The sequence below is a fragment of the Flagellimonas profundi genome (genome assembly GCF_017313275.1).
GTDB lineage: Bacteria > Bacteroidota > Bacteroidia > Flavobacteriales > Flavobacteriaceae > Flagellimonas > Flagellimonas profundi.
In genome coordinates this window covers 459,317-485,546 of the sequence record NZ_JAFLNM010000002.1, presented here as the reverse complement: position 1 = coordinate 485,546, position 26,230 = coordinate 459,317, and the positions used below count along the sequence as shown (strand labels likewise).

The window sequence follows — 26,230 nt, the reverse complement described above, 5'->3', positions numbered from 1 at the left end:
TGACTCAAAGCTACAACGCATTCACCAAATTACCTTTGTTCTCTTTTAGTTTTTCGGCGATACTGTCCCAAAGTTCAATTCGATAGTGCAGCGCCTGCTTGCTGTATTCCAGTACATCGTTCCATTTTTGGTCATCGGAACCACATAGGGCCTTGATCATGCGCAAGGCCAAGGGCCCGTGTTCATCACCATCCAATTCGATATGCCTTTTGAGGTAGTATTCCAGTTTTTTGTACTTGCTGGCACCATGTTCCCCGGATTGTTCGATGATGCCCAGGAACATATCGGGAATCAAGTCTTCGCGACCAAAGGTAAAGGCAGCGGCTATAAGGTGTGGTTGTTGACTGTTGATGACCTCGAAGGTGAACTGCAGAAAATTCTTTTCTGCCTGATCGAGTTCGGTAGCTTCAATTTTTGCTGAAATAGTTTCCAAATCGGTAAAAGAAGAAATGATCGCTAAAACCTTTTCCGTATCGGCATGTACCTCTTGCATCGCGTCCAAGTACATTTCGAAATGGCTTTTTGCTTCTCCTTTCTCGTTGAAATCGCTCTCTTCTTCCAATACGATCTCATTGATGAATCGTGCCACCGAGGTGTCCTTTTCTGGATGCCATGGCAAGCCCACGCATGTAAGGTGCTGCTGCAAGGCTTTTAGAAGCGACATGAAATCCCAAACGGCGTAGACATGGCTCTCCATAAAGGTTTTAATATCACTAACCGATTCCAATTGGGCATATAGTGGATGGTTCCTGAGTTGTTCACGCAAGGGTTGAAGCTCCTGCTGCAAGTTTTCAGTTTTCATAGGAAATTTTTGTTCTCTTTTTTTGCGATCTATCGGATGTTGGTTTCGGGCAAAGTGTCTTTTTCTTCCCATTCCTTTATCCACTTGGCCATAAGTTCGGCCCAATCTTCGCGGTCGTTCAAACATGGAATGTGGATGTAATCGCCGCCTCCTGCTTCTTCAAACTGTTCCTTGCCTTCCATGGCGATTTCCTCCAAGGTCTCCAAACAGTCACTAACAAATGCCGGGGTGATCACGGCCAACTTTTTAACACCTTCTTTCCCCAATCGTTCAAATTCTTTATCCGTAAAGGGTTGCAACCATGGGTCACTGCCCAATCTGGATTGGAAAGAGGTGCTCACTTTATCCTCGGGCAGTCCAAGCTCTTTTTTTACCAATTCGGTGGTATCGTAGCATTGGTGCCTGTAACAAGTATGGTGCGCCACAGAGTTGATTTTGCAGCACTGCCCGTTCAACTGGCAATGGAACTTGGTCGGGTCCGATTTTTTGATATGCCTTTCGGGAATTCCGTGATAAGAGAAAAGGATATGGTCGTAATCAAAACCCTTAAGCCCTTCGGCAATACTTTTTGATAAAACCTTGATGTAATCCGGGTTACTGTAAAAGGCGGGCAATGTGGTCACCTGCATTTCCGGAAAATCCTGTTGTTGTACCTCCAATGCCTTTACAACAACCGTTTCATAAGAAGACATGGCATAATGCGGATACAAGGGCACCAAGAAGACCTCATCAACACCTTTATCCTTTAACTCTTGCAATCCTTCTTTAATGGACATGGAACCGTAACGCATTCCAAGAGCCACGGGCAGGTCTGTATGCTTTTGCACTTTTTCCGTAAATCTTTCGGAAAGGATGATCAATGGGGAGCCTTCCTCCCACCAAATTTTAGAATAGGCCTCGGCCGATTTTTTGGGACGGGTGTTCAAAATTATTCCGCGAACGATAATGTTCCTCAAAATGGGATTCACATCAATAACACGTTCGTCCATCAAAAATTCATCCAAATATGGCTTTACGTCCTTTGCGGTAGGGCTATCCGGAGAACCCAAATTGACCAATAAAACTCCTTTTTTCACGGCTTTTAGTTTAGGCCGCTAAAATACAACACGAAGTGGACTTCACCTTTTCCTCATCAAAATACTTTCTTATGATGAAATAATGTTTCTCGATTTTGTTTAAGCAATCTTCCTTCCTTGGGTATTTCTGTCTTATTTTTGGAATATGGAGTCCTTCTATAACAATGTTTCCAAAGAATCCCTCATCTACTTGGGTGTTGCCCTGCTAGTGCTCATTATTCTCTATTGGAGTACCTCGGTAGTGTTAAAGCGTTTGGGCAAAAATCCAAAATACCTCTTGCCCAAAAGTGCTTTTAAACGCTTGGCATTTCCCTTGATTTTGATTTTTGTCTCCGTATTGCTCCGATTAAAGGCCCTAAGGGAAATTTTGAGTCTTGAGGATGCAGGTTTCTGGTTCAGAAAAGCGAGTACGATCCTTTTTATTTTTGCCATGGCCTGGGTAATGATCGCTTTGATCAAAATCATTAAAAAAGTTGTGATCAGCAATTACGACATTGGAGAAATCGACAATCTCAAGGCACGCAAAGTATATACCCAATTTACCATTCTGGAACGTATTTTTATTTTCATCATCGTGCTACTTGGTATTGGATTTACGTTGATGAGTTTTGAGGAAATCCGTGAAGTGGGCATCAGTATTTTTGCCTCTGCAGGTGTGGCGGGAATCATTATTGGATTTTCTGCCCAGCAATTTATCGGTACCATTTTAGCTGGAATCCAAATAGCGGTCGCTCAACCCATAAAGCTGGATGATGTGGTGATCGTTGAAGGTGAATGGGGCCGAATTGAGGAAATTACGCTAACCTATGTGGTGGTGAGCATTTGGGATAAAAGACGCTTGATCGTCCCGACCCCCTATTTTATCAACCAACCTTTCCAGAACTGGACCAAAACCTCCTCGGAACTTATGGGAACCGTTTTTTTATATGTGGATTACAATGTTCCCTTTGATAAAATACGCGAAGAACAAACACGTATATTGAAAAATACCGATCTCTGGGACGGTAACGTAAATGTGGTACAGGTTACGGATACCAAGCCCAATTATGTAGAGCTAAGAACGCTAGTAAGTGCGAAGGATTCCCCTACTGCCTGGGATTTGAGGGTGCACGTCCGGGAAAAACTGATCGTATATCTTCAGGAAAACTATCCAGAAAGCATTGCAAGGACCACGAGATTGACGGTTGAACGTAAAGACAACGATAATGAGGAATAGATTTTTTGTGCTTTTTTTGATTTTGGCCACCTATGCCAATGCCCAACAGATTACATGTTCTCCCGAGGACAAATCGCTTTTTGAGGTCAAGATCTCGGATTTGGAGAAAATAAGAGCCTCCAGTCTGGGCGACACCATAGCCTTGGTAGGTCAATCCTTTTTGGGAACACCATATGTAGAAAAAACGCTCGAGGTCGGGGACAAAGAAACCTTGGTCGTGAATTTTGGCGGGTTGGATTGTACCACCTTTGTTGAAAATGTAATGGCATTTAGCCTGATGCTGGAAAAACAGCAAAAAGATTTTGAAAATTTTACGAGCAACCTAGAGACCGTTAGGTATAGGAATGGCAATTTAGACGGGTATCCCTCTCGTTTGCATTACTTTACCGAATGGATACGCAACAACGAGAAAAAAGGATTGTTAAAGGACATTACTGCCGAACTGGGAGGAATAGAGCTAGAAAAACCCATTAATTTTATGGGCACCCACCGTAACCTATATCCTTTTTTGGCCAGCGATGAAAACTTTGAAGCGATGTTAGCTGTGGAAAAGGAACTTGCCAAGGAAAAGCTCCACTATTTACCACAGAAACAAATCGAAAGCAAAGAACAGCTCATCAAGTCAGGGGATATCATCGCCCTGGCCACCTCCATAAAGGGATTGGACGTGACACATACGGGAATTGCCATCCACCAACCGGATGGAAGGTTGCATTTATTGCATGCCTCCAGTAAAAACGGGGAAGTGGAAATTTCTGAATTGCCTTTGGCAGATTACCTCAAAAACATCAAAAGCAATATTGGAATTATTGTAGCAAGACCGACCTTACTTTCGCTTTAAACACCATTCAATGGCACCTAAAAGGTGTTGACGAAACATGGGTTCATCATAAGAATCCTCTGTATGGCCTCCCCCGGTATAAAAGGCCCTTCCCCCATCAAATTCGTGATACCAAGCTATCGGGTGGTTGGAGCCGTTTGTCCCGCCTTCATAGCTGTTTTCATCCAATTTGAGCAAAACTGTGGTATCGGAACTTAGGTTTTTATAGTTGTACCACTCATCGGTTCTTATCCATGAATCCTGTAGATGTTCGGTAGCCGGGTGCGCTTTGCTTACCACATCAATTGTGGCCTTTCGGACGTTAGGGTCGTTGGGGTGGGAATCAAAATAACCGCCTACCAATTTTCCGTACCAAGGCCAATCATACTCAGTGTCGCATGCGGAATGAATCCCAAGAAAGCTTCCGCCACCCTGTATATAACCTTCAAAGGCTTTCTGCTGGGCATTGTTCAATACATCCAAAGTTGTATTCAAGAAAACCACGAGTTTGTAATTATTTAAATTTTGCGGGGTAAAATCTTCTCCAGATTCTGTTTGTAGTGGGATAAATCCATTTTTTCTTCCAAGTTCCCTTAAGGTCTGAACTCCCTTTTCAATGGATTTGTGCCTCCAGCCTTCTGTTTTGGTAAATACCATTACCAATTCAGGCATTTTTTTTGATTCGGCCTCTGTTGTAGGTTCATCTTGTGCCGCTATTTGAAACATAAAACAAAAAGCAAGCAACGAAAGTGCAAAGGATTTCATAGATGTTTGTTTAGACGTTTGAAGTTAAATATTTTTTTGGTGTGGTGCCGAATTTCTTTTTAAATGAGGCTATAAAATGACTGGCGGTACTGTAGCCTACTTTCAACCCAACTTCATTGACATTGTGCTTGCCCGTTTCCAGCATTTTGCGGGCGTATTCCATTTTATAATCGAACAAGAACCCGAACACAGAGTCCCCGTAAATCTGCTTGAAGCCCTCCTTCAACTTTTTAAGGCTCAGCCCAACCTCTTGCGATAGTTCGGCCAATGTTGGCGGCTCGGCCATACGGGAAATCATGATCTCTTTCGCCATTCGGATTCGACGCACATTGTCCTCATCGGCCAAATAGGGACACTGCTCCAAATCGGCATCTTCGGTTTTATTGAAATAGAGGGAAATCAGTTCGTAGACCTTTCCTTTTAAATACAGTTTTTTGATGGACGGATGCAAGTTGTAGTTCATCAACTGGCTTAGGACAACGGCCGTGGCAGGCGACACCATTTCTTGGGAATAGTATTTCTTCTCCTTATTTTCTTCACTCAAGAACGGAATATAATCCGCTTCGTCGGAAAACAAAGAGTGGAATTTTCTGATGGTCATCACTACCGAGAGCAACCAAGACCCCGGTGAAACCACTAGATCCAGCGGTAAGTCCTTCTGGGTATTGTAAAGTAACAGGGAGTTTTCTTCATTTACCTCCAAATAGTAGTTCCCCTCATTAAAATTGAACTTTGACTTGCCCTTCAAACAAAAGTGAAATTGTATGTAGGAACTATCAATATCCCGCTCTATAAGCTTAGGTTCTTGGGTGTCATTTTGGATTTTTAGAATATAAATCCCGTCCTCCACCAAAATTTCGTCATAAGAACCTCTAGCGATATTTTTCATATTGGTTTTCAATCTAAATTTGCTTTTTCATTAATTTAGAATCGCTCTAAATTGTGTTTTACATTACCAAATTTATCAATAATAACAATGCTTTAGGTCATTTTTATCAAAAATAAACCATAAAATAACATCCCTGGACATTTATAGTACCGCTAGCGTTATTTTTTGACCCATAACCCTGTTATTTTTGTGCAGCGATTAATATCCTTTATGAGGGACTACCATATTTCAAAACATAATTCCTTCTATGCCGTTGGGTTGAGTTACAAGAAGGCGGATGCAGAGGTTAGAGGAAAGTTCAGTTTGGATGTTCCTGCCATTGACCATATTCTGGGCAAGGCCAAGGAAATCGGAATAGATGGCCTTTTGGCCATTTCCACTTGTAACAGGACCGAACTTTATGGTTTTGCACAACACCCCTACCAGCTTATCAAATTGCTTTGCGATGAGACCAATGGAACCGTTGAAGAGTTCCAAGAGGTAGCCTACGTGTACAAAAACCACGATGCCATTTCGCATATGTTCAAAGTAGGGACCGGCCTTGACAGCCAGATTTTAGGTGATTTTGAAATCATCAGTCAAATAAAGCAGGGGTTTTACCGGTCTAAAAAACAAGAAATGGCCAATCCATTCTTGGAGCGTTTGTGCAATTCCGTGATTCAGGCCAGCAAGCGCATCAAAAACGAAACGGAACTGTCGTCGGGTGCCACATCGGTAGCATTTGCTTCGGTAAAATATATTTTGGACAATGTTGACGATATTTCCAACAAGAACATTTTGTTGTTCGGAACAGGTAAAATTGGAAGAAATACGTGTGAAAACCTGGTAAAGCACTCGAACAACTCCCACATTACCCTAATCAACAGAACCCGGGAAAAGGCCGAAGACATTGCAGGCAAATTTCAACTGACCGTGAAGGATTATGGTGACCTGCAAACAGAAATCCGAAAGACCGACATACTTGTAGTAGCTACCGGAGCACAGTTGCCAACCGTTTCAAAAGCTTTGATATATCCAAAAAAACCATTGTTGATATTGGATTTGTCCGTGCCCAAAAACGTATCGGACGATGTAAAGGAACTCGACAATGTAACCTTGGTACATTTGGATGAGCTTTCCCAAATTACAGATGAAACCTTGGCCAAAAGAAAAGAATACGTTCCCAAAGCGGAAGCTATAATAGAAAAAGTAAAAAAGGATTTCCTAAAATGGTTGGAGACCCGCAAATTTGCCCCTGTTATCAATGCACTTAAGGACAAATTAAACATGATGAAGGCCGAGGAAATTGATTTTCAGACCAAAAAAATCGAAGGTTTCGACCAAATCCAAGCCGAAATCATCTCCGACAGGATCATTCAAAAAATTACCAAGCAGTTTGCCAATCACCTAAAGAGCAACGAGGTCGACACCGATGATAGTCTGGAACTGATCCAGAAAGTATTTCAGCTAGAACTACACTCCAAATGAGCAAAATAATCCGCATTGGAACCCGCGACAGCGAATTGGCTCTGTGGCAAGCAACCACCGTGCAACAAAAGCTGGAAGCACTCGGGTACGACACCATTCTAGTACCTACAAAATCCATGGGGGACCAAGTGCTGGACAAGCCACTTTATGAGCTTGGAGTAACGGGAATATTCACCAAGACCTTGGACATTGCGCTGCTCAAAGGAGATATTGATATTGCAGTGCATTCCATGAAAGATGTGCCCACCCAACTCCCCAAGGGAATTGTACAAGTGGCCGTTTTGGAACGAGCCATAACCAACGATATCCTAGTGCACAAAGGTTCCGGGTTTTTGGAAAACAACGGACCTGCCACTATCGCCACAGGAAGTTTGCGACGAAAGGCCCAATGGTTGAACAAATACCCCGACCATAAAGTAGTCGACCTTAGGGGAAATGTAAATACCAGACTCCTTAAACTCATCAAAAATGATTGGCAAGGTGCCATTTTTGCACAGGCAGGACTGGAACGCATCAAGCTTTTGCCCAAGGATGCCATTCCATTGGATTGGATGATACCAGCTCCAGCTCAAGGGGCTATGTTGGTGGTTGCCAAAGAAGAGGACGATTTTACCAAAGAAGCTTTGGGCAAACAGAACCATCCCGAAACTGAAATGTCCACAACCATTGAACGTGAATTTTTACGCACTTTAGAGGGTGGTTGTACTGCGCCGATAGGGGCTTTGGCCCAGATAAAAGATGAAACCGTTTATTTTGAAGGGGTGGTTTTCTCCTTGGATGGAAGGCAAAAAATCGACATTAAAAAAGAAGTAAAGCTCTCCAATGTGCAAGGCCTCGGAAAAATCAGCGCGGAAGAAGTGTTGCAAAAAGGCGGTGACAAATTGATGCAAGAAATCAGAAATGAAAACAGTACTGTCCACTAAAATGTTGAGTTTACCCCAAAAGGAGCTTTTTCTAAATTCTGGTTTGGGATTGGTGGAGTACGATGCCCTAAAAATTGATTTCTTGAACACCGAAATCCCCTTGGATCACAACAACTATATTTTCACCAGTAAAAATGCCGTAAAAGCATTTTTAAATCAGGCAAAAGCATTGGATTTGTCCAACTACAATGCTTTTTGTGTTGGGGAAAAGACAAAATCCATTTTGGAAGAAAACGGTGTGAAAGTTATAGAAATGGCCGAAAATGCATCAGCATTGGCAGAAATTCTGGTAAAAAAGCATCAAAAAGAGTCTTTTTTATTCCTGTGCGGCAATAAAAGAAGGGATGAACTCCCAGCATCTTTAAAAAAAAATAACGTTCAGTATAAAGAGTTGGAGGTCTATCGAACCCAATTAAACGCAAAGGCTTTTCAAAGGGATTTTGACGGTATCCTGTTCTTTAGCCCTAGTGGTATTCGAAGCTATCTTTTGAAAAACACCCTAGGAAACAGCACCTTGTTTTGCATTGGTAACACAACGGCCGCTGAAGCTCAAAAACATTCAAAAAATATTATTCCAGCCAACAAACCAACCATAGAAAATGTGTTGGTTCAGGCGATAAATCATTTTAAACACTTATGATAAAAAACGACTTGTTCCTAAAAGCATTAAAAGGTGAAACCGTCGAACGTCCACCTGTATGGATGATGCGACAGGCAGGGCGCTATTTGCCCGAGTTTATGGAACTCCGTAAAAAATACGATTTCTTCACCCGTTGCCAGACACCGGAACTGGCATCGGAAATTACCGTACAGCCCATCCGACGTTATGGCATGGACGCCGCTATTTTGTTCAGCGATATTTTGGTGATTCCACAGGCCATGGACATCGAGGTGCAGATGAAACCCAATTTTGGGCCTTATTTGCCGAACCCTATCCGGTCACAAGCCGATTTGGACAAGGTAATTGTACCGGATATTCAGGAAACTTTGGGTTATGTGATGGATGCCATTACCATGACCAAGGAAAAACTGAACAATGAAGTACCCTTGATCGGATTTGCAGGTTCTCCTTGGACACTCCTATGTTATTGTGTGGAAGGGCAGGGCAGCAAAAGTTTCGACAAAGCGCGAGGTTTTTGTTTTACCCAACCCAAAGCGGCACATGAACTGCTTCAAAAGATAACGGATACGACCATTGCGTATCTTAAAGCTAAGGTAAAGGCAGGTGTAAATGCCGTCCAAATCTTTGATTCTTGGGGAGGTATGTTGTCCCCACAAGATTATCAAGAGTTTTCATGGAAATACATACAACAGATTGTAGATGCTTTGAAAGACGAAGCACCTGTTATTGTATTTGGAAAAGGATGTTGGTTCGCACTAAAGGAGATGGCCAATTCAGGTGCTTCCGCCGTCGGTGTGGATTGGACTTGTTCTGCTCAAAATGCACGATATTTAACGGGAGGCAATGTTACCCTTCAAGGTAATTTTGATCCAGCTCGCTTGCTTTCTCCTCCAGAAAAAATCAAGGAAATGGTCACACAAATGATTCGTGATTTTGGCAAGGATAAATATATCGTGAACCTAGGCCACGGAATTTTGCCAAATATTCCCGTGGAAAATGCCAAAGCCTTTATAGATGCGGTAAAAGATTACAAGGAGTGAACCTTTTTGCAGTAGTAAAGCGGGTTGATTTTAAAAATATACTGAAAGGTATGTCTATTGGCTTGAGTCGTCCGTTATTTATACTGCCCACCATCAAGGCAACCAAGGATTGCATAGCCGTTTCGACCAAAAACTTTGGCAAGATGCATCATAAGAATGGTCCGGCAAATGCTTTTAGACACGCTTTTTGGAATTATTTGATTGCAAAACGGTGTTTTAAATGGCAGAGAAACGAGCAAACCGTTTTGGCCTGGGCAAAAAAAATAACCGATTGGCACGAGGATTCATTTCCGAACAAACAATTACCAAAGGCCATGGATTTGCACAACAATGAGGTGGGTCGTTTCATATTTGTGCAAAACGCAGAAAAATCCGAAAGGGAAATCGTTGAGCTATTAAAGAAAATGGCCTTGGAATCCATCAAAATCGATGAGAACTCAGTACTTTCTGAGTACAAAAACCAAATGGTACATATTTTAGAACAATGATGAAAGATAAATTCTACCAGTACATTCAACAATTACAGGACACCATTACTTCCAAATTGGAAGAATTGGACGGAACCGCCAAGTTCCAACAAGATTTTTGGGAACGGGAAGAAGGCGGGGGAGGCAGGACCAGGGTGATTGAAAATGGTTCCGTTTTTGAAAAAGGAGGAGTCAATATTTCCAAAGTGCACGGCCCATTGCCAAAAAGTATGCAGAACTATTTTGGAGTGGAAGATGTGGATTTCTTTGCCTGTGGCCTAAGCTTGGTCATTCATCCAAAAAGTCCAATGGTCCCCACCGTTCACGCCAATTGGCGCTATTTTGAAATGTACGACAAGGAGGGCACTATTGTAGATCAATGGTTTGGTGGCGGACAAGACCTTACCCCCTATTATTTATTCGAGGAAGATGCCGCTCATTTTCACGCTGTTTGTAAAAAAGCCTGTGATGCCCACAACCCGGTATTTTATCCTGCCTACAAAAAGAAATGTGACGAATATTTTTGGAATAGCCACCGAAATGAAGCTCGTGGTATCGGCGGACTGTTCTTCGATTATTGCAAAGCCACCGATGAAACCAGATTGGAGGATTGGTACAATTTTGTGACCGAGGTGGGGAATAGTTTCTTGGATGCCTATGCCCCGATTGTTGAAAAAAGAAAAGACCTACCCTATTCCCAAGAACAACGGGATTGGCAAGAAATTCGTCGAGGCCGCTACGTGGAATTCAATTTAGTGCACGATAAGGGTACTCTTTTTGGCTTAAAAACCAATGGCCGTATCGAAAGTATTTTGATGAGTCTTCCCCCTCATGTGCAATGGCGCTACGACCATCATCCGGAAAAAGGAAGCGAAGAAGAGAAATTGATACAAGTATTGCAAAGCCCAAAAAATTGGGTTTAATCCGTAGTTTTGACCTGAAAACAAGCTTATGAGACAGAAAATTTATCAAATAGATGCCTTCACTAGCCAGCCTTTTGGTGGAAACCCAGCAGCGGTATGCATTTTGGATTCATGGTTGAGTCCCGAATTGATGCAAAAAATTGCACAAGAGAACAACTTGGCGGAAACCGCTTTTGCCGTCAAAAAAGATGAGCTTTACGAAATACGATGGTTCACCCCCGAAGTGGAAGTCGACCTTTGTGGACACGCCACCTTGGCAACAGCCTTTGTGTTATTTCATTTTTATGAGCTCGAAAAAGATACCATTCAGTTTTATTCAAGCCGAAGTGGTGATTTAACAGTAAATAAGGCCGATAATGGTTGGTTAACTATGGATTTTCCAGCGGATAACTTGGTCGCCATTCAAAATATTGATGAATTGGATATGGCCATAGGGCAAGCCCCGATAAAAACCCTGAAAGGCAAAACCGACTATATGATGGTCTATGGATCTCAGAAAGAGATTGAAAGCATTGAGCCCAACCATCATCTGTTGGCACAATTGGATGTTCGGGGGGTTATTATTACAGCACCGGGAGACGATGTGGATTTTGTTTCACGTTTTTTTGCTCCGGCCTGTGGTGTTCCAGAAGACCCAGTAACAGGTTCCGCCCACACTTCCTTGATTCCTTATTGGACAGAAGTCCTGGACAAAACCAAAATGACAGCCAAACAGCTTTCCAAACGAGGAGGGGATTTGGTCTGTGAATATTTGGGCGAACGTGTTAAAATTTCGGGCAAGGCCGTGCTTTACCTCACAGGAGAAATTGATATTTGAGAACAACTTTAAACCCAATAGCTTGAAGCTTAAGACTTACAGCTTATAACTTAAAACTAGCATATGTATCCATTAATCCGAAATAGAAGACTCCGCGCATCCGAATCCATCAGAAGGTTGGTTCGTGAAACCACTTTGACCCCAGACGACTTTTTGGTGCCCTTGTTCGTGACCGAAGGAAAAGGAATCAAAGAAGAGATACCCTCCATGCCCAACTATTTTAGGTTGAGTTTGGACAATCTTGAAAAAGAAGTGAAGGAACTATGGAAAATGGGTTTGTGCTCCGTTCTCCTTTTTGTAAAGGTCGATGACAAACTAAAGGACAACAAGGGAACCGAAGCGCTAAATCCCAACGGATTGATGCAACGTGCCATAAAAACCGTAAAAAACGCCTGTCCGCAAATGCTGGTAATGACAGACGTTGCCCTTGATCCGTTTTCCGCTTATGGACACGATGGTATTGTGGCCGAAGGGGAAATCCTAAATGATGAGACTGCTGAAGTCCTTGCCGAAATGAGCATATCCCATGCCAAGGCAGGGGCAGATTTTGTGGCGCCAAGCGATATGATGGACGGTAGGATCCTGATTATTCGAGAGGCTTTGGAAGAAGAAGGTTTCATCAACACGGGAATTATGGCCTATTCTGCCAAATATGCCAGTGCCTTTTACGGACCTTTCCGAGATGCGTTGGATTCCGCTCCCGTTGATATTGCTGATGTACCCAAGGATAAAAAAACCTATCAAATGGATTATGCCAATCGGTATGATGCCATCAAGGAAACCCAAATGGACATTGACGAAGGGGCAGATATCGTGATGGTAAAACCTGGATTGTGCTATTTGGACATTGTTCGGGAAATAAAAAATGAGGTCGAAGTGCCTGTTGCCGTATATCAAGTTTCGGGAGAGTATGCCATGGTAAAAGCTGCCGCCGAAAAAGGTTGGTTGGACCACGATGCCGTGATGCTCGAACAATTGACAGCCATTAAAAGGGCAGGCGCCGATATTATTGCCAGTTATTTTGCGAAGGATTTTATCCGTACTTTGGGATAAACCCTAACCAAAAATGAAAAAACTAGCAGTTTCGTTGCTACTCATCACTTTGGTGGTGCCCTTTGGATTCGGCCAACGGGAACTTATCCACGCCTATCCTTCCAAACTAGGTTTTGATGAAATTTACATCAACCAGAAAGTGGATTCTATCATGGGGATGGGCATTGATAGTCTGGCCTTTCCAGGAGCACAGCTCTTGGTCGCCAAGAAAGATACCGTTATTTTCCATAAAGCATACGGCTTTCACACCTACGATAGCATCCAACCCGTCGCATTGAACGATTTGTACGATCTGGCCTCGGTCACCAAAATTTCCGGGCCGCTGCCCGCCCTGATGAAGTTAGTGGACGAGGGAAAACTCGATCTGGACAAACCTTTTAGTACCTATTGGAACCCTTGGAGACACCGAAAAGACAAAAAAGACCTGACGCTTCGGGAAATTTTGGCGCATCAGGCGGGATTGGTGCCCTACATTGTGTTTCTTCAGAAAGTGCTTCGGAAAAATGGGAAAATCAAAAAGAGGTTTGTTCATCGTGCATCCGACAAAAGATACCAAGGACAAGTATATGATGGACTTTACATCAACAATCGTTTTGAACGAAAAATGAACCGAATCATCAACCGGTCCAAAGTTTCGGATGAAAAAAAATATGTGTATTCGGGACTTACTTTTTTAATTTTTCCAAGTTTGATCGAACAACTAACCGGGACCGATTATCAGACCTATTTGGATGACAGTTTCTATCGACCACTTGGCTGCCATACGTTGGGATATCTGCCTGAAGAAAACAATTATGTAAATGCCATTGTTCCCACCGAAGTGGATACACTTTTTCGAAAAACACTGGTAAAAGGTTGGGTACACGACGAAAATGCATCACTCAAGGGAGGTGTTTCGGGCAATGCAGGTTTGTTCGGCACTGCAGATGATCTGGCCAAATTGATGCTCTTTTATCAAAATTATGGCAATGTAGATGGGAAACAGCTCATTTCAATAAAGACCGTAAAAGAATTTACCGAAATACAATATCCCGAAAACGAAAACCGCCGAGGATTGGGCTTTGACAAACCCATGTTGGATAATGCAGAACTTCCATTGGAGGAAGCCTACCCTTCTCCTTTGGCATCACCAAAAAGTTTTGGGCATTCCGGTTTTACTGGGACCTTTGTTTGGGCCGACCCCGAAAACAAGCTCACTTTTATTTTTCTATCCAACCGGGTTTATCCGTCCAGAGACCATCGTCAACTGTATGATTTGAACATCCGAACAGCCTTACAAGATGTTTTTTATAAAGCAGAAGGATTAAACATTCAAAATTAATTCCTATTCCCTATCTTGGTACTAAAGATTCTGCCATCCTATGGGACTACTAATATTTTATGCCCTTATTTCCATCTTTTTCTCCTTTTTGTGCTCCATTCTGGAGGCGGTGCTGTTGAGCATCACACCTACCTTCATCAATGTAAAAAAGCAAGAGGGAAAAGATTACGCAGCCACATTGGAAACCCTTAAAAAGGACGTTGACAAGCCGCTGATCGCCATCCTCACCCTGAACACCATCGCGCATACGGTCGGTGCCATTTTGGTAGGGGTGCAGGCAAAAGTGGCATATGCCGAAATGTATGGAAGCACCGAGCGGACCATTTTTGGTTTCACCTTTACCGAAGATCTTATGGTGGGGATTGTTTCCACGTTAATGACCATATTGATCTTGGTGGCCTCGGAGATCATCCCCAAGACCATTGGGGCTACTTTTTGGAAGCAGTTGGCCAACTTTACCAGCAAGGCGCTGAACATCATGGTATTCATCTTAAAATGGACAGGGCTCTTATGGCTGTTGCAACTTTTTACCAAACTGGTCGGTGCCAAAGGGGAACATGGAAGCATATTGAGCCGTGAGGATTTTAGTGCCATGACGGAAATCGCCCACGAAGAAGGAGTGTTCAAGGAATCGGAATCCACAATGATCAAAAACCTGCTCTATTTTGATGAAATCCTAGCGCGGGATGTAATGACCCCAAGAACCGTAATGAAAATTGCTTCGGAAGACATGCCGATTAAGGAGTTTTTTGAAAAAAACAGACCCCTACGCTTTTCCAGGATACCACTGTACAAGGATCGCATGGACAACATTACAGGCTTCTTTTTAAAGGACGAATTGTTGGAGGCCATTATCAACAATAAAGGGAATGAAACCTTGGCTACCCTAAGAAGGGAACTATTGGTGACCAACCGCAGCAAGTCCATCAATGAGCTTTTCAAAAAGTTTGTTCAGAAAAGAGAACACATTTCCTTAGTGGTGGACGAGTACGGTTCGGTAAGTGGATTGGTGACCATGGAAGACGTGATCGAAACCCTGCTCGGTTTCGAGATCATGGACGAAAGTGACAATGTCGAAGACCTTCAAAAGCTGGCCAGAAAGAACTGGCACGCCCGAGCGAAGCGATTGGGCATTATTGAAGATGAAGATGAAATAGAGTAATGGAAGTTGCTTATATACAAACACCTATCGGAACCGCCAAGTTAGAAGGTGATGTACATGGCCTGAGCTCTGTTAGCGTTCTGGACAATAAAAAAACAAGTGGTACAATTCCTGATGATTTAAAGGATGCTGTTCGTCAATTTCAGGAATATTTTAAAGGAGACCGAACGGTATTTAACCTTAAATTGAATCCTACTGGCACCGATTTTCAAAAGAAAGTTTGGGATGCCCTTTTAAAAATACCTTTTGGAAAAACCATTTCTTATTTGGAACTTTCCAAACAACTCGGTGATGTAAAGGCCATTCGTGCAGTAGCCTCGGCCAATGGCAAAAATCCACTTTGGATTGTGGTTCCCTGTCATCGTGTAATCGGAACCAACGGAGACCTCACAGGATATGCAGGTGGACTGCATAGAAAAAAATGGTTATTGGAACACGAGAGTCCTGCAAAGCAGACGACTCTTTTTTAATTTATTACCATGCTTTATAAACTTAACCTGGAGCATATCCTCTTTTTGGATATCGAGACCGTACCCCAACAACAACATTTCTCCGACTTGGATGAAACCTCCCAGCAATTATGGGAACAGAAAACACAGTACCAGCGCAAAGATGAATTCACACCCGAGGAGTTTTATGAACGTGCGGGCATTTGGGCCGAATTTGGCAAAATAGTCTGCATTTCCGTGGGCTATTTTAAGACGCAAGGAGATTTAAGAACCTTTAGGACCACTTCTTTTTATGGTGATGAAACTACAATACTAAAGGAATTCAAGCAATTGCTCACAGGTTATTTTAGCAGCGTAAAACATCTTTTGTGCGCCCATAATGGCAAGGAGTTCGATTTCCCATATATCGCCCGCAGAATGATCATAAGCGGCATCAATCTGCCCTATAAACTGGATTTGTTCGGGAAAAAACCATGGGAAGTACCTCATTTGGACACCATGGAACTTTGGAAATTTGGCGACTACAAGCACTTTACCTCCTTAAAACTGCTGGCCCACGTGCTGGGGATTCCCTCCCCCAAGGAAGATATGGACGGTAGTATGGTAAAAGATGTATTCTACAAGGAAAACGATATTGACAGGATTATCAACTATTGCGAACTGGACGTGGTGACCACGGCCCAGGTATTCCTGCGACTGCGCAATGAGGAACTCTTAACGGATGATGAAATCAAAAAGGTTTGATTTTGTTGGGTGCAACGTAAAAAGGGGATGGTAGGTAAAGGGTTCAGTATCATTGTCATTCTGAGCGTAGCGAAGAATCCCATCTGACCCAAAAGAAAGTGGGTTTGACACGAATTGTTCGGATATACACCAATGCTACCTTGGTCGCTGAGCGGAGTCGAAGCGCAATGTGGAATTCACTCCCCTCCCATGGGATGCTGAAACAAGTTCAGCATGACCTTTGTTTGTGGTAATGGGAATTTGTCACTTCGAACTGACAGTCGTCATCAATTATGCAATAAACAATTCTCAATGACCAATGTCATTCTGAGCGCAGCGAAGAATCTATTGAATTGCTTATTAAACTTTGATCATTATAAACTGGAATGACACGAATTTCACGAATTAACCCAAATGGAATCTTTATCAGTATGGAGTCCATTGTAAATTACCAATCGATTATTGGAACTAGTTTTTATAAAACTTCGTGCTCTTGATGCCCGCATAATCCTGAACAACCAGCACATATAGTCCTGAAGAAAGGGAAGACACATTTATAGAACCCGCTGTCTTGCCCTTTTTGATGATATTCCCCGACGTAGTTACGATGGAGAACTCGGCATCTTTGGACAAATCCGCATTTACATTCAAATAGTCGACGGTTGGGTTGGGATATACTGAGATGTTCAATTCCTGTGGAACAAACATGGTGGTGTTTTCCATCAAAGCAGTTTCGGCTCCGTTGAATTCAAATTCAATGGTCTCGGAAAACTCGGAAACCGTACTCTCGGTACAAATTGCACGAACACGAGCTTCGTACACTTTGCCCTCTTCCAAGGCAGCAAGTTCAAAACTGTTTTCCCAAATCAATTCACTTTCCCAGTTATCCGAATCAATACTTTTGTACTGTAGCTCGAACAAGGTTTCTTCCGCTTCTTTCCAAGAAATGGTCGTACCCTCAATCGAAGAGTTTTCCAAAGATACATCCGAAGGAGTTTTAATGGAGCAGCTGGAAATCTGGGCGCCTGTAACGATCAAGGAGAAATCCTGAAGCTCATTTTTCAATACACCCTTGTGCGAAATTGTGATGGTATATGCTCCACTTGCGTTTTCCACCTCAACCCGCTCAAAAGGATCTACTTTGTTGTCTCCTTTGGTAGCGGCATCGTTTGCTTTTGCGGGATTTAACTTCCATGGGAAATAGGTTTCCCCATCCTTGGTTATCCTAATATCCAAATCGTTCACCAAAGCTGCGGTAGTACTGTTAAGCTCCCCTCTGTTGATGTTTTCCGATTCTGGATCGGTCCAAGAAATGGAAGCAACCAACGGAGTACCTTCAATTGCATTTACCGTGATGCTATAGGTTTCCCCGTTTGATAGGCTTTCTTCGTTCACCAAGGTGGTATACTCTTTATTCTGAAGCACCTCTGCTGCAGATTTGGCATTCATAATGCCCCAGCCCATTTTGTAATCGGGTCCTTTGGCATCAACATCATCTGCCGTATGAAGCGCAAGTCCCTTTAAAGTTGCAGCTTTCATATAGTTGCCGAACAATTCTTCGTAATACTGTTGCAACAACAAAAGTGTACCTGTTACGCCTGGTGCAGCCATTGAAGTTCCAGCGGAAACCTGGTAACTACTATTGGTAACGGAGCTTGTGGAAAGTATGTTCCCTCCATCGCCAGCCAAATCGGGCTTTACTCGGCCATCATCAACAGGTCCAAAACTACTGTAACCGGCAACGGATGCCTTTTTCAAATCACCGTTGCTATCAATTTCGGTATTGGCACCGGCAATGGTCAGTCCGTTTTTTGTTGTGGTAAAGCCAAGCAACAAATCAAAACCATCTGCTGTTTTGCCAAAATTTGGTGCTTCGTTATCATAAGATTTTTGAGCATTGCCCGCAGCGGTAACCATTAAATAGTAAGGAGCGTTGTACATAATCCTATCCCAATCTTGGGTCACCTTAATATATGCCCCAAAATACCAATCGGGAACCCTATCGGACAAAATTCCATAGGAATGGTTACTTAAAAGCATACCATTCGCAGCCGCTTCAGCCACTTCAATTTTATCGCGGCTCCAATCGTGGGTCAACGCTTGGGCACCATAAGCTACACCTTTGGCATTGGGCTCTACCCCGGCAGAAATCAGATTTCCAGTGACCAAAGTAGCGTGTAGGCTAATCTCATCCGCATTGTCGGCAATTTTAGCGCGAGTGTCAAACTCCTGATGGGAAGGTAGGGCAACGCCCGAATCCCAGACACCCACTTCCATATTGGTTCCTGTCAAGCCCAAATTCAAAAGGCCTTTATCATAAAGTGTATGTGCTCTCGAAGTTTGGGAGGCAGGGTCGTTAAGTGTAGTATAATAAAGTGGTGTGCCATCGGTACCGATATCTTTCAATGCTATTTGAGTACCGTTGTTTTTGTTCTCTAGTGCTTCAAGTCCTTTGGACTTTACCAACTCTCCTATTTTACGAAGTTTGGATCGGTGTTCCATTTCCATTGCGGAAATAACTGTGGATATTTTTCCTTGATCGTAGGAAGAACGTATGTTGTCTTTGGCTTTTTTGGATTGGGCATAAGTGGAAGAAATGCCTAAAAGCAAGAATAAAATGGAGAAGATAACTCCCTTGGCCCCTAAAGGAAATCTGTAGTCCATAATTAAGTTTAGGTAAGATTTGGACTACTAATATATGAGGATATATAAGATTCATCGATAAAATTCCTACTTTATTCGACGAAATGCATAGCATTTTACCTCAATATGTTGTGAAAATTAACTTTTATGTGGCGTAACTATTTTCTTACAATCTTTTAATTGTCATCTAAAACGATATATACTGGAAAATGATCGCTATAACCGCCCAAATATTTTGATCCAGCAAAAGTTCTGAACGGATTGCCTCTATACCTTCCCTTCCATTCCTTTAAAAAGCGGGGCGAGAATATTTTTGCTTTTACAAAGCTGTGGGTTCCCTTTTTATAGTTTAAAAAACTATGGGAAATTAATATTTGATCAAAAAGGTTCCATTCCCCCCGATAATTAGCACTGCCCGATTCGGGAGACAATAACTTTTGCATTGGGTTAATGAACATTCCTGTATCCATAAGCGTTTGTATGCTCTCCGAATTGGGGTCATCGTTAAAATCACCCATAATAATGATATTTGGCCGATCAGCTTCGATCTCATCAATCTTTTGCAGCATAATTTCCGCCGCTTTAATTCGCTTATAGCTGGTCTCTTCGGCTCCTTGTCTTCGGGATGGCCAGTGGTTTACAAAAACATGTATTTCCTCTTTATGCAATTTACCGTGTACATACAGAATGTCACGCGTTAAATCGCGCTCTCCATTGGTATTTTGAACGATTAAAGGAATCGTCTCTGCATCCAAAACCGAAAAATGTCCTTTGTCGTAGATCAGTGCCGTGTCGATCCCCCTTTCATCGGGAGAGTCAAAATGAATAACACCATAATTCAAATTCCGAAGTTTTTTGGTTTGCAAAAGAGTTTCGATCACACCCTTGTTTTCCACCTCGGCCATACCTACCAAAACGGGTGGATGCCCACTATCTTTCAAACCAATTTTTGAAATTGCCCTGGAAATCTTCTTTGCTTTTTTCCAAAACTTTGATTTGTTCCATTTTTTAAATCCCTTGGGCGTAAAATCATCATCCAACAAATAAGGGTCGTCCTTGGTATCAAAAAAGTTTTCTAGATTATAAAATGCTATGGTATATCTGTTTTCCTTTTTCCGCAATGCTACTATTTCTTATTAGGGTCTACATCTTTGTTATTCGATTTATCTTTATCAAGATTACTTGGTATGAACCGCCAATCTTCGGAAACCTCGCGATCTATTTTAGGTAAATCATTTGCATACAGTAGGGCATTGAACAGTGTCCTGAACGTTCCCATGGACTGACCTCTCCACTGGGGCTGGTATCCAAACAATAAAACATGGCCCTTGCCATGATTTACGTCTAACGCCACAGCATTTCCGTTCATATATTCTTCCCCTACCAAGAATCCTGACATTAAAGGAGAACCTTTTTCCTGATACTTGGCCAAGACTTCACCTTCAAACCCTTCTTCAGTGCTAAAAATAGGACTGTTATATACAAAAACATTGGATTTCCGGAGCATACCCGCCATAACCGGATGACTTGGGTTGGTTTCCACCTGAACAATGGAACCTCCGGTAAAAAATTTTGCCCTGTTCACTTTATCCACCACATTCTTTACGGGTAGGTGCAGCGCATTGATGGCAAAATTAGAGCTTCGGTTCAACGTGATCAATGTTCCTCCCTGTTCCACAAAAGCATTCAAGTTGCGTATACCAAGTTCACCCAATCCTCCCGCATATTCTGGTGGTGCTGAGCCGGGCTCCAACCCATTTTCAATGGAACCTGGCCATTCGGAAGCCATGACAATAACATCAAAACGATCTTTTAGATTATTGGATTTAAAATCCATATCCCTGACAGAGGCATAAGGAATACCAAAATTATCCAGCAACCAACGGGTCCATCCCATATCCATGCTTGCCGTCCATGGACGGTAAAGGCCAATCCTGGATTTTACTTTGGAATCACCATACCCTGAGCCCATGTTGGCGTGGATTGCATACTCCTTGACCCATTGATTTATTTTGCTTCGTGAAACACCTCTTACCCCATATTTTTTGGTATCCACATTATAGCCAATACTGTAGCCATTTTTAATGGCTTCTCCTAAAACCCGGAAAATATTGTTTTGTGCTGGATCTAGCCACAATGTGCTTCCGCTACCTCGGAGGGTTCCGGACAATGGTTTAATACCAGCTGCCACTTTATCCGTATCAAAACCTACTCCTGGGGCAAAATCGGTTTTGTTCAGGTCTTGTTTTTCATCATCCGTGGTATTGAGCGGGTTACCTTCAACAGGTATCAATGCTTCCCTAAATACATCCGTCAAGGGAATTGTTCCCGTAACGACCTCCACTTCCATCTGAAAAGGAAGGGTCCATCCTGCAGCATCATAAGGTTGTTCCAAGGGCCCATCCGGAGATTCCCTTAGATCAGGATACACTTGAACATCCAAAACCTGACGCGCCATTTCGGCAAACTCTTGATCCATAGGTATCACCCAAGTACCTTTAGGATAGGTAACCCCCGAATATTCCATTGGTTGGTCCAATTGGGAGATTTTTATTCCATTGAAAGCCAAACGCTTTAAAAGTTCGACCGGGCGAACAGGATCTCGCTGTTTTTGCGGGATGATGTAAGCATAAGGAGCTTCATTTTTATATTTTTCAATGGTGGTTACGGCAGCCTGGTATTTATTGAACAACAAGGTTTCCTTATACTTGGCAGAATAGTCCAATACGGCAATCGAGGCGGTTTGCATATACTGCATGGCATCGCTCAATCGCCACCAACCGCCTTTCCATGGGCTGTTGTACAGCGATTCCACCCTTAAGTCCTTTCTGTTTTCAGGAAAATCCCGAATGGTATAAAAATAAGGGGTGGCATATCGGTACAATGCCGTTTCGGTCCAAAATGAAGGAATGTTCTGCATCACGGGCAAATAATCAATGTACCCGGGATACCAAGCATCAAAACCCTTACCCATGTGCACGGCCCCAGGCAAACCTTCGGTTTCCAATTCTTGTGCCATGGCCATTCCGATCATGTTCACCTCACGGGCAACAATGGGTGGCGTTTGTGGCGCAATGGGCTCAGCAAAGGGAGGCAACCAAATTCGGGTTGGGAAAGGAGAGGATTGATGATGGACATGAATCACATTAGGTTCCCATTCCCTCCATGTTCTGCCCACAACCCGAGACTCCAGCATATTGAGCATATACGCATCCCGATTATTGTCATGTCCCACATATTTTTGATAAAGCCATGGTGTCCTTGCAGTTTCATAGGGTGTTCCCACGTTGGACATATACCAGTTTGCAATAATATCCTGTCCATCAGGATTCAATGATGGCCATAACACCAAAATCACATTATCCAGAATGGGTTTAAGTTTTTTGGTGTCTGCCTCGGTTACAATTTGATGGGCCAATATAATGATATGTTGTGCCCCTGCGACTTCTGAAGCATGTAATCCCCCACTTATGTCCACAATGGCCTTGCCCTTTACGGCCAAGTTTTTGGCTTCTTCACGGGACATTCCATTGGGGTGGGCCAACTTTTGGGATATTTCTTTGTAGTGGTCGATCTTGCCCAAGTTTTCTTTGGAAGAAATCAGAACATAATACCAAGCACGACCTTCAGAAGTTTTTCCAGTTTCCCGCATTTCTACAAGGTCACTGGCGGCGTCCAGTTTTTTAAAGTATTCAATGGATTGTTCGTAAGTGGCCAAATGAAAATCAGAGCCTATTTCAAATCCAATAACATCGTCAGGGTCTGGAATGGATGAATTTTGCGCCTGAAGATTCACTGGAAATATCAGTGTCAACAGAACAAAACCAAGGATAAATTCTGGAAAAAGATGTTTTTTACGGTGAGTAAAAGATTGAAATCTTAGCATTTTTATTTGGCTGGGTTGGTTTAGGGGCATCAAGATAGGGAAGAATCCCATCAATTAATAGCCTTTTCCCGTGTTCATCGGCCCTTAAACGCGAAAAGCATAAAACAGCTTCAAAACATTGCGTAAATTTGTATTCTAAATCCATTTAATGCTAGAAAAGAAGTCCATAGAATATGAAAAGGCGGTACTCATTGGTGTCATGAACCAGCACCAAAACGAAGAGAAAGTAAAGGAGTACTTGGATGAGCTTGAATTTTTGACCTACACGGCCGGTGGCGAAGTCGAAAAAAGATTTGTGCAACGTGTTGATGTACCCAATCCCAAAACATATATTGGCAGTGGTAAAATGGAGGAAGTACGCAAATATGTCAAGGAAAATGATATAGGTTCCGTTATTTTTGATGATGAACTCTCCCCGGCACAACAAAACAATATTGAAAAGCTACTCCGCTGCAAGGTTTTGGACAGGACCAGCCTGATCCTGGATATTTTTGCCCAGCGCGCCAAGACAAGCTATGCCCGTACACAGGTGGAACTTGCCCAATATGAATATTTATTGCCAAGACTGACCGGTCTTTGGACCCACTTGGAAAGACAGCGTGGGGGTATTGGTATGCGTGGTCCCGGTGAAACGGAAATTGAAACGGATAGACGTATTGTTCGTGACCGAATAGCCTTGCTCAAAAAGAAACTTGCCAAAATAGACCGCCAAATGGAGACCCAACGGGGTAACCGGGGTTCTTTGGTACGCGTTGCTTTGGTGGGGTATACCAACGTAGGGAAATCCACCTTAATGAACGTGATCAGTAAAAGTGAGGTTTTTGCAGAAAACAAGCTATTTGCCACCCTGGACACTACGGTTCGTAAAGTGGTTTTGGGCAATCTTCCTTTTCTTTTGAGTGATACGGTAGGTTTTATTAGAAAGCTGCCCACACAGTTGGTCGAAAGTTTTAAAAGTACTTTGGACGAGGTTCGTGAAGCTGACCTTTTACTGCATGTGGTCGATATCTCGCATCCTAATTTTGAGGAGCACATTGATTCCGTTAATCAAATTTTGGATGAAATAGATAGTTCGGACAAGCCATGTATTATGGTTTTTAACAAAATAGACCAGTACACACCCGAAACCATTGATGAAGACGATTTAGTGACCGAGCGCACCAAAGCACATTTTACCCTGGAAGAATGGAAAAAAACCTATTTCAATAAACTTGGTGACAAAGCCTTGTTTATTTCTGCCCTGAACAAGGAAAACATAGACGAATTCAGAAAGCGTGTTTATGATGCCGTCCGCGATATTCATGTGACCCGCTTTCCGTACAACAACTTTTTATACCCAGAGCACCTGGACGAGTACTAAAACTTTTACAGTTAAGCAGCCAAGTTCCTCGATGAACGGTAAAACAAAAACCTGTTCACAACATTTTTGGGCCAATTCACAACAAAAGTTTAGGGAGTGACCACTGAAAAGCTACTTTCATATTGTTTTTAAGTCATTTTAGTGTCACACGCAGATCTTACGGATCTTAACCTACTTAGACATGGTCTTAAAAACACAGAAAACATTTTTCACCCCACAAAAAAGCCCTCTTGATCGAGGGCTTTTTTTATAGCTGTTTCCATCCGTTTTTAGAACTTATAACTTAAACCTAAAGTCCAATAGGTCTGCAATTCATTATCTATGCTGTCAAAAGTAGCATCAGGATCCGGGGTCGGCGCATTGTTTACAATATAATTCAAAGTTTCCTGCTTGTTGTTTCTCAACCCAAAATCAAAACCTACACCAATCATTTTCCATAAGGTATAGCTAAAAGAATTGGTCCATGTCCAGTTGCTCAAGTTGCTACTTTCATAGCTTTGGAATAAAGATAGGTTACTTTTAAAGCTAACGTCACCAATTTGTTTGGTATAATCCGCAACGATCTTGGCACCCATGGAGGATTCAAAAATGGTATCCTCGCTACTGAACACAAAGTTGTAGTTGAGCGGATGTATCACCACTACCAAATCCGCTATTGGGGTCCAGGTAGCACCTACACCAAGGTCAAGGTAACCTGGGTCGTTAAAATTGCTCAGAATGGTAGTTCGGTATTCTGCCAAGGTGGAAATAGCAAACTTTTCACTCAATTTTCTACCGTACAAAGAAGTGATATTGAACACATCCGTGGCTTGGCGGAAGCTATCGTCATCGTTGGGGTCATCCTTATCGTCCAACTTTACCCAAGATAGGTTAAGGTTGGCCGCATTTCTCCAAAAGAATTTTTCTTCCTTTAGATTGGCAAAAGCGTTTACGGTAAACCCAATATTGCCCGAAGAGTTGTTCGGAATTCCCTGTGCAAACCAATTGTTGAACTGGGATATACTTCCCCCAATGGTTCCGAAAGCACCTACTTTCCAACCTGGCAAGGCATCCAATTTTGCCTGTAGGCCGTCCACTCTTTTCTGAATGGCTTTGATCGAATCCTTTTTTGATCCAATTTCCGATTTGAGCTCTTCTTGGGTTTGGGCCTGGGCAGAAAATGCAAAAAACAATCCCATGCCAACTAAAAGCAATTTTTTCATAGTATGGAGTTTAATGTTTAGAACCGTAAAAGTAAGAAATGTCACGGTTTGTGACGGAATAACCGTTACTTCCTCTTTTTATAAAGCGGAACCGAGGAACAAGCCTCCCCATACATCACACTTTTAGCGACCTCCTGTATTCTGGCCACTGCCATCAAATAGGCATTCTCTGGAACTGGCTTATTGGAACACCCTTTTATGATCACGGGTTTATCGGTAAACTCGGTAATATCCAAATTCTCCAAAATGGATTGATAGAGCGCGGTTTCCAGGTTTTCCAAACTCCCTTGGACCACTTTTTTAGCGTAGGGCTGTAGTTTGGAAGCAATCAGCATAAAGGCCCAACCTGGTACTATGGCATCCGAAGAACATTGAAGCGCCACATAAGCATCTTTGTATGCCGACCAATCGTGTGCTTCAACATGGGCACGGAATTCCTTTTCGCGCAGAATAAAGCCCTCGTACAACCAATCTTTAATGTCCAGGACCTTACGCTCCCCTTTCGGATAATAATCCTCCAGATTGAAGGTGATCAACTTGCTTTGGGCTACTCTGTTTATTATTTCTTCAGACATAAGAATACAGATTTCAGTGGTCCGATTAA

24 protein-coding genes are annotated in these 26,230 nt (G+C 42.7%); 15 read left to right on the top strand and 9 right to left on the bottom strand.

What is annotated here, in order from left to right; all coding sequences use genetic code 11:
• Positions 1–10: 10 nt before the first annotated feature.
• Positions 11–802, bottom strand: coding sequence for a DUF3050 domain-containing protein (locus J0654_RS11165; RefSeq protein ID WP_207028953.1), 792 nt, complete (start codon positions 800–802; stop codon positions 11–13).
• A gap of 29 nt (positions 803–831) precedes the next feature.
• Entirely contained in the window at positions 832–1,878 is a 1,047-nt protein-coding gene (hemH, locus tag J0654_RS11160; protein WP_207028951.1) for a ferrochelatase, read from the bottom strand.
• Positions 1,879–2,023: 145 nt separating this feature from the next.
• On the opposite strand from hemH, the gene J0654_RS11155 reads away from it, so the two are divergent.
• The gene (locus tag J0654_RS11155) at positions 2,024–3,094 is read left to right on the top strand and encodes a mechanosensitive ion channel family protein (protein ID WP_207028949.1); all 1,071 of its coding nucleotides are present in this window, start codon (positions 2,024–2,026) and stop codon (positions 3,092–3,094) included.
• Positions 3,084–3,935 carry an N-acetylmuramoyl-L-alanine amidase-like domain-containing protein gene (locus J0654_RS11150; protein WP_207028947.1) on the top strand — a complete coding sequence of 284 codons (852 nt, stop codon included), beginning with the start codon at positions 3,084–3,086 and terminating at the stop codon, positions 3,933–3,935. Before J0654_RS11155 ends, J0654_RS11150 begins: the two co-directional genes overlap by 11 nt.
• Here J0654_RS11150 and J0654_RS11145 read toward each other — a convergent pair.
• Together J0654_RS11145 and J0654_RS11140 are read right to left on the bottom strand one after the other, a co-directional pair.
• Positions 3,921–4,679 carry a ThuA domain-containing protein gene (locus tag J0654_RS11145; protein WP_207028945.1) on the bottom strand — a complete coding sequence of 253 codons (759 nt, stop codon included), beginning with the start codon at positions 4,677–4,679 and terminating at the stop codon, positions 3,921–3,923. The genes J0654_RS11150 and J0654_RS11145 overlap by 15 nt on opposite strands.
• Before the next feature lie 10 nt (positions 4,680–4,689).
• Positions 4,690–5,568 (bottom strand): helix-turn-helix domain-containing protein, encoded by an 879-nt coding sequence (locus J0654_RS11140; protein ID WP_127136166.1) that lies wholly within the window; start codon positions 5,566–5,568, stop codon positions 4,690–4,692.
• Between the two features lie 210 nt (positions 5,569–5,778).
• Here J0654_RS11140 and hemA point away from each other — a divergent pair, with 210 nt between their 5' ends.
• The 12 genes from hemA (at position 5,779) to J0654_RS11080 (ending at position 16,556) form a co-directional block, all read left to right on the top strand.
• Complete coding sequence (hemA, locus tag J0654_RS11135; protein WP_207029603.1) at positions 5,779–7,035, top strand: glutamyl-tRNA reductase; 1,257 nt, start codon at positions 5,779–5,781, stop codon at positions 7,033–7,035.
• The gene (hemC, locus tag J0654_RS11130) at positions 7,032–7,958 is read left to right on the top strand and encodes a hydroxymethylbilane synthase (RefSeq protein WP_207028943.1); all 927 of its coding nucleotides are present in this window, start codon (positions 7,032–7,034) and stop codon (positions 7,956–7,958) included. The genes hemA and hemC overlap by 4 nt, the downstream gene beginning before the upstream one ends.
• Entirely contained in the window at positions 7,936–8,598 is a 663-nt protein-coding gene (locus tag J0654_RS11125) for a uroporphyrinogen-III synthase (protein ID WP_207028941.1), read from the top strand. Before hemC ends, J0654_RS11125 begins: the two co-directional genes overlap by 23 nt.
• A complete protein-coding gene (gene hemE, locus J0654_RS11120) occupies positions 8,595–9,620 on the top strand; it encodes a uroporphyrinogen decarboxylase (protein ID WP_207028939.1) in 1,026 nt (341 codons plus the stop codon). The genes J0654_RS11125 and hemE overlap by 4 nt, the downstream gene beginning before the upstream one ends.
• Positions 9,621–9,670: 50 nt before the next feature.
• Complete coding sequence (locus J0654_RS11115; RefSeq protein WP_207028937.1) at positions 9,671–10,108, top strand: DUF6973 domain-containing protein; 438 nt, start codon at positions 9,671–9,673, stop codon at positions 10,106–10,108.
• Positions 10,108–11,010, top strand: a complete 903-nt coding sequence (gene hemF, locus J0654_RS11110; RefSeq protein ID WP_207029602.1) for an oxygen-dependent coproporphyrinogen oxidase — start codon at positions 10,108–10,110, stop codon at positions 11,008–11,010. The genes J0654_RS11115 and hemF overlap by 1 nt, the downstream gene beginning before the upstream one ends.
• Positions 11,011–11,038: 28 nt before the next feature.
• Entirely contained in the window at positions 11,039–11,827 is a 789-nt protein-coding gene (locus J0654_RS11105) for a PhzF family phenazine biosynthesis protein (protein ID WP_207028934.1), read from the top strand.
• A 63-nt stretch (positions 11,828–11,890) separates the two neighbouring features.
• A complete protein-coding gene (gene hemB / locus J0654_RS11100; protein ID WP_207028932.1) occupies positions 11,891–12,880 on the top strand; it encodes a porphobilinogen synthase in 990 nt (329 codons plus the stop codon).
• Positions 12,881–12,893: 13 nt separating this feature from the next.
• Entirely contained in the window at positions 12,894–14,201 is a 1,308-nt protein-coding gene (locus J0654_RS11095) for a serine hydrolase domain-containing protein (protein ID WP_237685962.1), read from the top strand.
• Between the two features lie 40 nt (positions 14,202–14,241).
• A complete protein-coding gene (locus tag J0654_RS11090) occupies positions 14,242–15,363 on the top strand; it encodes a CNNM domain-containing protein (RefSeq protein ID WP_207028930.1) in 1,122 nt (373 codons plus the stop codon).
• Positions 15,363–15,833 carry a methylated-DNA--[protein]-cysteine S-methyltransferase gene (locus tag J0654_RS11085; protein ID WP_207028928.1) on the top strand — a complete coding sequence of 157 codons (471 nt, stop codon included), beginning with the start codon at positions 15,363–15,365 and terminating at the stop codon, positions 15,831–15,833. The genes J0654_RS11090 and J0654_RS11085 overlap by 1 nt, the downstream gene beginning before the upstream one ends.
• 9 nt (positions 15,834–15,842) lie before the next feature.
• Positions 15,843–16,556, top strand: a complete 714-nt coding sequence (locus J0654_RS11080; RefSeq protein WP_207028926.1) for a 3'-5' exonuclease — start codon at positions 15,843–15,845, stop codon at positions 16,554–16,556.
• A 447-nt stretch (positions 16,557–17,003) separates the two neighbouring features.
• On the opposite strand, the gene J0654_RS11075 is transcribed toward J0654_RS11080, so the two are convergent.
• The 3 genes from J0654_RS11075 to J0654_RS11065 all read right to left on the bottom strand — a co-directional run bounded on the left by J0654_RS11075 (position 17,004) and on the right by J0654_RS11065 (position 23,064).
• Entirely contained in the window at positions 17,004–19,199 is a 2,196-nt protein-coding gene (locus J0654_RS11075; RefSeq protein ID WP_207028924.1) for a S8 family serine peptidase, read from the bottom strand.
• Positions 19,200–19,354: 155 nt separating this feature from the next.
• Positions 19,355–20,299, bottom strand: a complete 945-nt coding sequence (locus J0654_RS11070) for an endonuclease/exonuclease/phosphatase family protein (RefSeq protein ID WP_237685961.1) — start codon at positions 20,297–20,299, stop codon at positions 19,355–19,357.
• A 5-nt stretch (positions 20,300–20,304) separates the two neighbouring features.
• Positions 20,305–23,064: a M14 family metallopeptidase gene (locus J0654_RS11065; RefSeq protein WP_207028922.1), complete on the bottom strand. Its 2,760-nt coding sequence runs from the start codon at positions 23,062–23,064 to the stop codon at positions 20,305–20,307.
• Between the two features lie 148 nt (positions 23,065–23,212).
• On the opposite strand from J0654_RS11065, the gene hflX reads away from it, so the two are divergent.
• Complete coding sequence (hflX, locus tag J0654_RS11060) at positions 23,213–24,424, top strand: GTPase HflX (protein WP_207028920.1); 1,212 nt, start codon at positions 23,213–23,215, stop codon at positions 24,422–24,424.
• 269 nt (positions 24,425–24,693) lie between these two features.
• Here the strand turns inward: hflX and J0654_RS11055 are convergent, their stop codons facing one another.
• Positions 24,694–25,626: a DUF3078 domain-containing protein gene (locus J0654_RS11055; protein ID WP_207028918.1), complete on the bottom strand. Its 933-nt coding sequence runs from the start codon at positions 25,624–25,626 to the stop codon at positions 24,694–24,696.
• A 65-nt stretch (positions 25,627–25,691) separates the two neighbouring features.
• On the bottom strand, positions 25,692–26,201 hold the full coding sequence (locus J0654_RS11050; protein WP_207028916.1) for a DUF2480 family protein: 510 nt from the start codon (positions 26,199–26,201) through the stop codon (positions 25,692–25,694).
• Positions 26,202–26,230 lie beyond the last annotated feature (29 nt).

Coding starts and splice junctions, on each gene's coding strand:
- J0654_RS11165 (WP_207028953.1), bottom strand. CDS start 802: ATGAAAACTGAAAACTTGCAGCAGGAGCTTCAACCCTTGCGTGAACAA.
- J0654_RS11155 (WP_207028949.1), top strand. CDS start 2,024: ATGGAGTCCTTCTATAACAATGTTTCCAAAGAATCCCTCATCTACTTG.
- J0654_RS11150 (WP_207028947.1), top strand. CDS start 3,084: ATGAGGAATAGATTTTTTGTGCTTTTTTTGATTTTGGCCACCTATGCC.
- J0654_RS11145 (WP_207028945.1), bottom strand. CDS start 4,679: ATGAAATCCTTTGCACTTTCGTTGCTTGCTTTTTGTTTTATGTTTCAA.
- J0654_RS11140 (WP_127136166.1), bottom strand. CDS start 5,568: ATGAAAAATATCGCTAGAGGTTCTTATGACGAAATTTTGGTGGAGGAC.
- hemA (WP_207029603.1), top strand. CDS start 5,779: ATGAGGGACTACCATATTTCAAAACATAATTCCTTCTATGCCGTTGGG.
- hemC (WP_207028943.1), top strand. CDS start 7,032: ATGAGCAAAATAATCCGCATTGGAACCCGCGACAGCGAATTGGCTCTG.
- J0654_RS11125 (WP_207028941.1), top strand. CDS start 7,936: ATGAAAACAGTACTGTCCACTAAAATGTTGAGTTTACCCCAAAAGGAG.
- hemE (WP_207028939.1), top strand. CDS start 8,595: ATGATAAAAAACGACTTGTTCCTAAAAGCATTAAAAGGTGAAACCGTC.
- J0654_RS11115 (WP_207028937.1), top strand. CDS start 9,671: ATGTCTATTGGCTTGAGTCGTCCGTTATTTATACTGCCCACCATCAAG.
- hemF (WP_207029602.1), top strand. CDS start 10,108: ATGAAAGATAAATTCTACCAGTACATTCAACAATTACAGGACACCATT.
- J0654_RS11105 (WP_207028934.1), top strand. CDS start 11,039: ATGAGACAGAAAATTTATCAAATAGATGCCTTCACTAGCCAGCCTTTT.
- hemB (WP_207028932.1), top strand. CDS start 11,891: ATGTATCCATTAATCCGAAATAGAAGACTCCGCGCATCCGAATCCATC.
- J0654_RS11095 (WP_237685962.1), top strand. CDS start 12,894: ATGAAAAAACTAGCAGTTTCGTTGCTACTCATCACTTTGGTGGTGCCC.
- J0654_RS11090 (WP_207028930.1), top strand. CDS start 14,242: ATGGGACTACTAATATTTTATGCCCTTATTTCCATCTTTTTCTCCTTT.
- J0654_RS11085 (WP_207028928.1), top strand. CDS start 15,363: ATGGAAGTTGCTTATATACAAACACCTATCGGAACCGCCAAGTTAGAA.
- J0654_RS11080 (WP_207028926.1), top strand. CDS start 15,843: ATGCTTTATAAACTTAACCTGGAGCATATCCTCTTTTTGGATATCGAG.
- J0654_RS11075 (WP_207028924.1), bottom strand. CDS start 19,199: ATGGACTACAGATTTCCTTTAGGGGCCAAGGGAGTTATCTTCTCCATT.
- J0654_RS11065 (WP_207028922.1), bottom strand. CDS start 23,064: ATGCTAAGATTTCAATCTTTTACTCACCGTAAAAAACATCTTTTTCCA.
- hflX (WP_207028920.1), top strand. CDS start 23,213: ATGCTAGAAAAGAAGTCCATAGAATATGAAAAGGCGGTACTCATTGGT.
- J0654_RS11055 (WP_207028918.1), bottom strand. CDS start 25,626: ATGAAAAAATTGCTTTTAGTTGGCATGGGATTGTTTTTTGCATTTTCT.
- J0654_RS11050 (WP_207028916.1), bottom strand. CDS start 26,201: ATGTCTGAAGAAATAATAAACAGAGTAGCCCAAAGCAAGTTGATCACC.